Raw genomic sequence first — 9,690 nt, forward strand, 5'->3', positions numbered from 1 at the left:
ATTGAATGAGTGAGTCAGCCGGTAAGCTGACAAGCAAACTTTCGTACCTAATATAAAACAACGACTTAAGTATCATAAAAACTTTCGGTGTCACACTCGGTGGCACACGGTACGAGCTATGTAACCAGCAGTTTCATTAGTATAAAATAAATTAGAAGTATTCCTGAAATACTTAAAAAAGTATGGAGCTTATACATACTTGAAAAACTATATTTACATGGATACAGCTTATCGAATGAGCTTTCTATACTTTCAATCATATCTAAAAGGGTATCGCAAATTTCTTCTTTTTCATTTGTATCTTTAGACAGGGACTTTACTCTCGAGATGTCTAAAGGTTTAAGAAATTTAGTACCTGTTTTCCTCTCAAGCTGCCTATCTTTTATTTCAATGAGAGTAATTGGAGCGATAATACTTGCCTCAAATTTATATATATTTATCTCTTCGTGTGGTTCATTATTTAGAAGATCTTCGTGAAGCTTTTCTATTTTTTCAATACACTTATCGCTCAAATTACGGACTTCTGAACGTTTAGAAGTCCTGTTAGCGTTATAAAGAATAATCATCCAACCGAAAATAATCAGGAGTGACGGCAACCACTTAAGGAAAAAATCAGCCATAGACTTCTTCTTCAGCTTCTTTCAATTCTGTCCAACACATTTCAACGATACTTGGCAAAAGTTCGTGATTTACTATTAGTTTCTTTTCTATATCAGCTAAGCGAAAACCCTCTTCTCGGATCAGTCCACCAAAAGCTTCCGAAATAAATGAAGGACCATAACGGTTATAACCTGTTAAATTAACTTCGACTTTTTCATATTCATTAAGCGCATCTGATAACATTGTCTGTCTAAAAGACTGCCCACTACCCTCTCCTTCAGATATGTATCGCCATTTAGGCCTCGGATAAAACTCAGATACAACATCGATTTTTTTAAATGAACTCATCACTATACCTTAATATTCCATTGAACCAGAGTGCCTTTAATAGAGTGCTCATGTTCAACAAGTTGAGCCTGTTCTTGGCTGTTAACTTGAAATAGGCCTTTATTACTAAATACCCAAAGCTTTCCATTAGGAGTTTCATCCACCAAAGCTTTGATACTTTTACTTCCCTTTCCGTGTTTTTTTCTTTAGTTTGCGTTTTTCCCGCTTCCATGGAGATACTAATTAAATCTACATCTCGGCCATTGGTGAACTTCCTAAAAAACTCGGGAGTTCTATCTATAGCACTTTTAATCCAAGGACGATCATGGATAGTCTTAGGGATACCAACCCCCTCATCATAAATTGCTAAGTATAGCGAACCATTAAAGAAGCTACACATAACCCACCAAGGTTTATTTTCATTATCCGGATGTGGGTATGCGTGTAACTTTACATTACCAACAGTTTCACTTACTGCTGCGCCTATCCTTTTTTCATCTTCGGGCTTAATAGAAATAAATATTTTATTAATTATATGGTCAATGACCTCTTCAAATTCCTCTCCCTGTGCAGTTCCTTTGATTATTGGTAAGTTTATGTATCTACTATCTAACTTTCTCTCTCTGTTTAATGTTCTTTCAATTAAACCTGAAGAGCGAATCGCATTTTTTACATTATGAGTAAGAGACGCTTCTTTTATTCTCAGTTTAGCTAAACTATTTGATGCTAAAAAACTGTCTATACGAGAATAAAAATACAACAAAGCTGCTGCTGATATGTGTTCTGTTTCTTCAAAATCAAGCATTACAGGTGATTTAGAAGCTTTTTCAAGTAGATTATCAATGAACTCAATCGTATCTTTATGGTTACTTTCTGAATATAGGTCTAGTTTCACTGGCGCAGAAAAGTATTCATAGCCTAAAGCTTTGAGTCTAGGTACTTTATCAGGCCTATACTTTTTGTGTTTCCTAGACATAGTTCTTTTTGTCCTAGCAGCCCATAAGATCTCTTCAACTGAACGTTTGTTAGACATACATCTTCCTTGTTTCAAACTATACTTAGAGCAATAATATCACAGAGCTTAAATATACTGTCCTTAATTAAACTACCTTTTAAGGCAATTAATAAAACCCTATTTGTCTATGAGGTTCTTTAACAACACTTTCAGCTCTTAATATTCCAATTGCTTCCTCTGAATCTACCTTTTTATCTTTAAAACGAAGCTTTCTCGCTAATATAGCAAAGTCACCTGCTGTCAAATTAGTAATCTGATTTAACTGATTCTTACTCTCCATATCCAACTCAACACCAACGACTGCCTCAAACAAACTAATAGCCTGTTCATACCTCAGAGCCTGCAATTCGATCTTAAAGTCAATACGCCTAAGAAGCGCCTTATCTAATGCTTTGAAATGATTGGTAGCTATAAATAACGGGTTTTGGAATCGCTCTATCTGCATTAGTAGCTCATTTACTTGGCTCACTTCCCATGACTTAGTAGCGCCTTCGCGTGTCGTCAAAAGACTATCAGCTTCATCTATCAATAATGCCTGACCTTCATTACTAGCCTTTTCAAAAAGCCTAGCAATATTTCCTTCACTTTCGCCGACATACTTGCCTAACACGTCAGATGCCTTAACTGTTACTAAACCCAAATCGTTCTTCTTACACACATAGTCAACAAAAGCCGACTTACCAGTGCCTGGCGGCCCAAATAATAAAATACGAGCTTCAGGGTGTCTTTCAATCGTTTTAGTGATATCAATTAATGAGTGAAGGTCGCCTTTCAAATTACAGTAGGCTGGATCAAATTCTAATTCGGGCTTATAAACTAGGGCTTCTAAAGGCTCATTAGTTAACTTCAAAACTTCTGTTAGGTAAGTATTGGTGTACTCTTCAGCCACTGCACCTTTAACATTACAAGTTTTGCACAGCGTTGCCGCATTCTCTAATAATGCAGGGGTAGCGGCTTCTGAATGAGCTAGCTTTTCCTTAAATCCCTTGGATAACCGCAATCCTTTAAAGCAATTTGATACCATATCAAACTTCCCATCAGTCGGTAGGTTAGGCAATTCAATAACAAGACTAAATCGCCTTAAGCAACTAATGGGTATACTCTCAGGGTGATTAGTTATCCATATAGTGGGAACAGCATTAACCTCAAGAAGTTGATGTAACCTATCTTTTGAGATTCGTGTACTTAAACTAAATGATGCAAAAATATCTTCACATTCATCAATAAGTAGCCAAGCATCACTTTGAGATTCAAATAAGCGATAAGCCATCTTTAAATACTGTAGTCTAAGCTGAGTACTGCTTCGGCGAGAGTCTAGCTCATCGTCAGGGCTACTCAAATCTCCACCCTTTGCTTTTACTTCGTATAAATTAGCATTTATTTGATTCACTAACAGCTTTGCATATTGAGTTTTACCTACTCCAGCAGCCCCATGTAATAGAATATTTACCCCACTCTTAGGCATCTCATCAATACCGCGACTGAAAGCAAAAGGCACATCAGAATCTAAATGTTCGAAGTCTGATAGCCTCAAATCAGGCTTGCTTGATAGGGTCACGACATTTGAAATCAAGTCAGAGAAATCACGGGCGTGCTTGCCAGCTAATGCTTTTGCAAAGCCACTATGTATTTGGAGCATATCTTCACTATCGTATATTGAACTGCTCCATAATCCGCTCTCAGCCAGATTTTCAAAAGTGCTCTTCAATGTAAGGTAGTCAACATTTAAAGCCTCAGAGAGCAACTGATGTAATACGTTGTCGCTTAGGCCTTGGTGTGTTTCCAGTAATTCATTGAATGCAGGGTTTAGGCTGTTTACTACTATTAAGGCTAGAAGGTTTACAGACTCTTTAGGTAAGTGAAGTGTCTTCCTTAATATATGACAGTTCCTTTCTAGCAATGTCATAGCTCTTACCTTAGAGTTGACACTTTTGAAGTGCCTGTATACCGCTTCGGTATATTCTTGTGAGTTACTTTGAGGGTAGCTAAAAGCCTTACCAGTGATGCTACGAACCGTAATAGGCTTTAAGCCTATCAATACGTTTTTATCAAATAATGAACTATTCAAAAGTCTAAGCGATAGGTTCGAACCTAACTCATATAATTCTCGCTCTAAATTCATAGTGATGAAACCCCATAACTCAAAACCAATGCGGCTTGCCTCTGAGTTTCAATGCCTCTTTTGTCATATAGCTGTGTAGTAGTTACATTTGCATGACCCGCCATTTTACTGACAGTAAGAAGATCTACGTTTAAGTTTAATAACCGCGTTATAAAAGTCCGACGTAAATCATGGGGAGTAAAAACTTGGCCTAAGATCTTTTTCGTTTTTTTAGTAACTATAAGATATAAGGCATCTGAGGTAAGAGGCTTAATATCTTTCCCTTGCTTAGTAAATAAAGGGCCTTTTCTGTTGCCTCGTAAGCTAAGCCATTTATCTAAAACTGACTCAGTCCAATCAGGCAAAAATTGCTGCCTACCCTTTGACCCCTTACCTTTCTCAATTAGTATGCTGTGGGATTCGGGACAATAATTATTTAGGTGAAGACTACACAACTCTGAACGGCGCAAACCCGTGGCTAGCATAATGGATATAACAGCATAATTCCTTACCCCAACCTTTGAGGTGAGCTTTGAAAGGCTACTTAATAATAGGTTAGCCTGAGCGTGAGTAAGAGCCTTACCCTTTTCAATCACTTTGCCCCTAATACTAGGCACTGATTTAATACGTGTCATGGCTCTATGGTCAATCACGTCTAATTTAAATGCTGTATCTGCAACACCTTTTATTATCTGTAAAGCATGGTTTATCGTTCTAGCAGACTTGCCTTGTTCACTAAAATGCAGCTTTAAGCTTTCAAGCTGCGCATAAGTCAATAAGTGAAAAGGCAATAAATCAATTGGATCATTCCACTCAAATACTTTTTTAGCTTCATTTAATTGAGAGGTTGCTGATCTTCGACCAGAAACGGCCAATCTATTAAGATATACTTTTACTGGGTTTGTGTTTTTCATATATAGCTCCAATTTATTGAGCTACATAGTTAGCACCAACTAACTTTAAAAGTTAACCTCATTTTTTGCACCGTAACTTTGCTAAGAGTAATTCTTAGACAAAATAATTTGATTTAGATGTATAATCATAACTTCAAATGGAGAGGATTATGCGTATTGGCATCATAGAAGATCATCAGTTAGTTCGAGATAGCTTAAAAAAACTACTTGAGCTTGAATTAAACTGGCAAGTAAGCATCGAGGCTTGTTCAGTAAATGAAGCAATATTAGCCGTAAATATTGACCAGCCTAATGTCTTTATCGTTGATATTTCAATGCATGAAGGGGCAACAGGTCTTACTTTTCTCTCTTACTTAAATGAGCATTATCCTGAAATAAAAACCATCGTTGCGTCTATGCATGACCATGAACCTTACGTCAGTAATGCGATACAACTTGGCGCACTTGGCTATGTGTCGAAACGCTCAGCTTCAGACGCCATGATCGATGCAGTAAAAACAGTAATGCGAGGCCATCGCTATATTAGTGAAGATGTTAACTTCAACTATAATTATGTTTCGAATAAACAAGACCTATTAACAAAACGAGAAATCGAGGCTTTGCCTCTGTTTGCAAAAGGTTTAAATGCCAAACAGGTTGCTCAACAACTCGGTATGATGCCGAAAACAGCCCACGTCCACAAAACCAATATATGCAACAAGTTAAACGCAACAACGTCATTTGAGCTATTAAAAGTTGCCATCGATATTGGGGTTATTCAACTTAATGAATTGGCCTAGGGTTATCGCTGCCACACCTCCTGCTGCAATTATATTGCGAGCGGCAACTAAGCAGCTAACGGTTTGTATTACTTATCTAATCGCTTTAGCTGTTGCTTCATGGGTTAGTAACCACCTAGAAACAGTCCCACAAAGCAGTGCTATATTCCTACCTGCTGGTATTAAGCTGGCTTTTGTGATTATCTTACCAACACGCTATTGGCCAATGATATGGTTTGCATCGCGACTCTATGCCGCATACCAAGGGTCTTTTCACACTCAACAGTGGCATTTAAATTTATTTCATGGTGTGTGGCAAGAAGCGATTTATTTCGCCATCATTTTCGCTTTTAAGCAAAGTCGCTGGCCCCCTACGATTAAAGATAGTAAAGGTGTACTATCACTTATTTTATTAGCCAGTATAGCAACCGCATCAAAGTGGTTTTTATTTGCTAGCTCTTTTGAATTCACAACTTGGTTAAAAGGCAAGCAACTGCTACAATATCAGCTCAATATGACCTTGGGCGATTTAACTGGCAGCTTATTTATCGCGCCTTTTATCATTTTGTGTGCGAGTAGTTGCCAGCGAGCTGTTAACCTTCAAGGTGGACTGAAGTTGACTCTTGCAGTCATTGTTTTTACCTTACTGGTATTATCAATGTATTTACTGCGACCCGATATTTACCCACTGCTGCGCTTAGCATCCTTGTTGCCTATTATTTGGTTTTCATATCACTTTGGTATTACCGGCGCTATATTCGCAGCAGCAGGTGCAAATGGTCTGATAATTTTAGAAGCAAGCATCAGCCACGATGCAACTAACACCTACATTAGCCAATTGTTTATTTTGACAAATGCAGCAACAAGCTTGTTACTAGGTGCCGCTGCCGCAGAGCTGCGACACAATAATAATATGCTAACAACCACAAATTTAGAACTAAGAACACTGTTAGCAAAAAACCAACAATTGGCGATTAAAATGGTGAATGTGCAAGAAAGTGAGAGGAAGCATTTGTCGCAAGAGTTGCATGATGAGTTGGGACAAAACCTTACCGCATTTAAAACCGACCTTGCCGTTTTAGCCAGCATGACGGATCAGCAAGCGGCTGATATTATCGCTGCACTAAAACAGAATGCGAATGGAATGTACGATTCAGTTTACCACCTGATGCATTATCTTCGCCCACGTGAACTGGATGAGGTAGGGTTAGCAAGAGCACTGTCAAGCGGCCAATTAAAAAGCTTAATGTATAAGGAAAAAATTCAATATACAACGCATTTATGCTTAAACAAAGATCTCAGTGAAGATCATCAAATTGCAATCTATCGAATTTGCCAAGAAGCAGTAACCAACTGCATAAAGCACAGCAGCGCTTCTGAGCTTGTTATAAATTTAAATTCAAGCTCAGATCACATTACTTTGCTTATTCAAGATAATGGTCATGCTGTAACAAAGACTTCACATTCAGGCGGTTATGGTCTCGCTTTTATTGATGAGCGCGCGATGGCACTTGGCGGCCAATGTACATTCTCAAATGAGCAGGGCTTCACTATCACAGTAACATTCCCCATATTAACTGATGAACAAGTCCGCTAGCGAATATAAACTTGCTTGGAATTAAACTTCTTACGAACATGTAAAATGTCATCTTCACTTGCTGATACTTGTATTTCTGCCTGATTGCCAACCAACTGCAATAACAACCCTTCGGCAATTTCTGTATCACCGACTTTTGATTTAATAATCACTTTTTTGCCAATAGCCCCTTGCAATCTAGGTTTAGGAAAAGTGACTTTATTGATCGGCCTTAAGCCTTCATAATTGGTAAAAAGGTTAACACAATGCTGTTTTGCCATGAGGATCATCTCGTCATTAGATTTAATGATATCTACATTACTTAAAAAGTGGATGAGCGCGCTATTACGCCGATCAAACTCACTCGATACATCCTGTATATTAAGCGCCGAAGCCCATTTACGCAGCACTAAATATTTACCCAATTTAATCCGTGCCAGGCTGGTTGATGCCCCTGTCATCTTGCTATACCACTCAATGCGATAGCATGATGAACCTAAGCTGTGTAATAGCACCCTTGTATTGCCAAACTCCCTTGTACTGCCCTCGTTCACGCTCATTTTAATTCCCTAAACTAACAATAAAGTAATATGTTAGGTACAAATAAAAGAAGTTTATATCATCGTTTTTCTTATTTCGACTAAGAAAATGGCTTATAGCATTTATTCCTACTCTAATAAACAATTAAACATTACGATTAAAGAGGAAAAGAAGTGAGTCATAGTACATTCAATATCAATAAAAAGTTACTTTTTGCAGGCTTAATATTCTCAATTTTTTTGATCTTTCTCGGTATTTACCTACAATTACATCAAGGAAGCTTTAGCTATCCACGTCCTCTCCACACTTTATTATCGCGGTTCCCCGAAATTAGGGAACTATTAGATATCCTAGTAAAAAATGTTTTTTCAATAGTGTGTACTATATTCGGCGCTGCTATGTTACCTCTGGTATTGAATATGCTCCCTAGTAAAAAATCTAGAAATCTATACTGCCAATTCACCAACGAATCAGTCACTACATTCAATAGATTTACAGGCCAAAACATTACAATTCCATTTGCAGAAATAGAAGATATAACTATTAAAAATAAAGAGTTAGTTCTAACATTCTGTGATAAAGCACAAAAAGAACATAAGCACTACATAGCAATACCGTACTTAATTGATGGGCAAAACTTTGCAGAACAATTACAACGATGCTTTCTTAAATATCAGCAAGAAAACAATAATACGAAGAAATATACTGTGACTTACTATTCAAATGAATCAGATAACCTTTCTATTCCTATACTTGCCAAGGTTTTGAAAACAAACATTGAAACAATTCAAAATAGAATATCAAAAGGTTACATTGAACTAAGAAAAAATTTATCTTCAGAGCAAGCCAGAAAACTTGTAGCGGCGTTAAACAAATTAAAATTAGAGGTGAGTTACAAAAAGCAAGAATCTCAAAATTTTGTAAAAGACAAATATATCATTGCCTTGAATCAATTTTATATACCAACGTTTACTTCAATATTCATAATTGGCTTTCTGCCTGGAGGGATGGTGATCTGTCTAGTACTATTAAATACAGTATTCCAAAGTGCAAAAATTGATGTTAAAGCGGGAGGTGGTTTGATGACTTTAGCTTGTTTGTTTGAGGTTATAGCCTTATCGGGAGTTAATGCTGAAGGTATCTTAACTTCAATAACCCTAACGGGATTTTTGCCACTTCTTATTTCAGCTAAACTAGCCTTCGATTTAAAAAGCCAATTAAACTCTAAGCCCCTATCTCCTTTTCAAAATTTCTTAATGGTTTTTTTGGTATGAATTATTTTATTTATGGATTGAACAAAGAACTAAAAACACTTATGGATAACCCTATTCTTTAAATTAAAACTATCAGAGAGCTTTATTGTGATGAAAAAAGTGTTAATAACCTTATCTATGCTTCCCATTTTAATTTCTTGTGGTAGTGACTTAGATGTAGTTAAAAATGGATACATTAATAACTACGGTACAACTAGCATCGGTAATGCTTTAGATGGATGGAGTAATTGTCAGAGCAGTTATTGGGATGAATTTATTACTGATAACGGAACTAGGATTGTAGAGTTTTCGTGTGAGCATTTTACTCAACAATGTTTTAAAAAAGTAAAAAATCAGCTTTATGGTGAGGCTGCACCTACACCTGACCACCTTGCCATAATTTCAGGTACACAGTTTTTCCAATTTACAATAAACCATGATAATACTTTCCAATTAGATAACGTTCAAATTGAATACATTTGGAAGGATGGAAAACAACTTACTGATTCACAAAACCCTATTCAACAACTAGCTAGAGTCTATAACGATCTTTCAGCATGTAATTCTGAGTCAGCTTTATTTGCTTCTCAATTTTCATCTGCTTTA

10 protein-coding genes are annotated in these 9,690 nt (G+C 36.9%); 4 read left to right on the plus strand and 6 right to left on the minus strand.

Annotated elements, in window-relative coordinates; all coding sequences use genetic code 11:
- Positions 1-116 precede the first annotated feature (116 nt).
- The 5 genes from P20439_RS13275 to P20439_RS13295 form a co-directional block, all read right to left on the minus strand.
- Entirely contained in the window at positions 117-620 is a 504-nt protein-coding gene (locus P20439_RS13275) for a hypothetical protein (protein ID WP_036934095.1), read from the minus strand.
- Positions 613-948, minus strand: coding sequence for an STAS-like domain-containing protein (locus P20439_RS13280; RefSeq protein WP_036934098.1), 336 nt, complete (start codon positions 946-948; stop codon positions 613-615). The genes P20439_RS13275 and P20439_RS13280 overlap by 8 nt, the downstream gene beginning before the upstream one ends.
- Positions 935-1,960: a hypothetical protein gene (locus P20439_RS13285; protein WP_008467611.1), complete on the minus strand. Its 1,026-nt coding sequence runs from the start codon at positions 1,958-1,960 to the stop codon at positions 935-937. Before P20439_RS13285 ends, P20439_RS13280 begins: the two co-directional genes overlap by 14 nt.
- Before the next feature lie 88 nt (positions 1,961-2,048).
- Entirely contained in the window at positions 2,049-4,064 is a 2,016-nt protein-coding gene (locus P20439_RS13290; protein ID WP_008467613.1) for an ATP-binding protein, read from the minus strand.
- A complete protein-coding gene (locus P20439_RS13295; protein WP_008467615.1) occupies positions 4,061-4,957 on the minus strand; it encodes a site-specific integrase in 897 nt (298 codons plus the stop codon). The genes P20439_RS13290 and P20439_RS13295 overlap by 4 nt, the downstream gene beginning before the upstream one ends.
- 149 nt (positions 4,958-5,106) lie before the next feature.
- On the opposite strand from P20439_RS13295, the gene P20439_RS13300 reads away from it, so the two are divergent.
- Both P20439_RS13300 and P20439_RS13305 read left to right on the plus strand, forming a co-directional pair.
- Positions 5,107-5,736: a response regulator transcription factor gene (locus tag P20439_RS13300; RefSeq protein ID WP_008467618.1), complete on the plus strand. Its 630-nt coding sequence runs from the start codon at positions 5,107-5,109 to the stop codon at positions 5,734-5,736.
- Positions 5,723-7,312, plus strand: a complete 1,590-nt coding sequence (locus P20439_RS13305) for an ATP-binding protein (RefSeq protein WP_008467620.1) — start codon at positions 5,723-5,725, stop codon at positions 7,310-7,312. The genes P20439_RS13300 and P20439_RS13305 overlap by 14 nt, the downstream gene beginning before the upstream one ends.
- Here P20439_RS13305 and P20439_RS13310 read toward each other — a convergent pair.
- On the minus strand, positions 7,309-7,851 hold the full coding sequence (locus tag P20439_RS13310) for a hypothetical protein (protein WP_036934100.1): 543 nt from the start codon (positions 7,849-7,851) through the stop codon (positions 7,309-7,311). The two genes, P20439_RS13305 and P20439_RS13310, sit on opposite strands and share 4 nt — an antisense overlap.
- Before the next feature lie 153 nt (positions 7,852-8,004).
- Between P20439_RS13310 and P20439_RS13315 the strand changes: the two genes are divergently transcribed.
- Positions 8,005-9,105, plus strand: coding sequence for a hypothetical protein (locus tag P20439_RS13315; RefSeq protein ID WP_008467625.1), 1,101 nt, complete (start codon positions 8,005-8,007; stop codon positions 9,103-9,105).
- 90 nt (positions 9,106-9,195) lie between these two features.
- Positions 9,196-9,690: hypothetical protein (locus tag P20439_RS13320; protein WP_036934102.1), on the plus strand; the 495-nt coding region annotated here is incomplete at its 3' end.

Origin of the sequence: Pseudoalteromonas sp. BSi20439, from assembly GCF_000241165.1 — a bacterium.
Classification (GTDB): domain Bacteria; phylum Pseudomonadota; class Gammaproteobacteria; order Enterobacterales; family Alteromonadaceae; genus Pseudoalteromonas.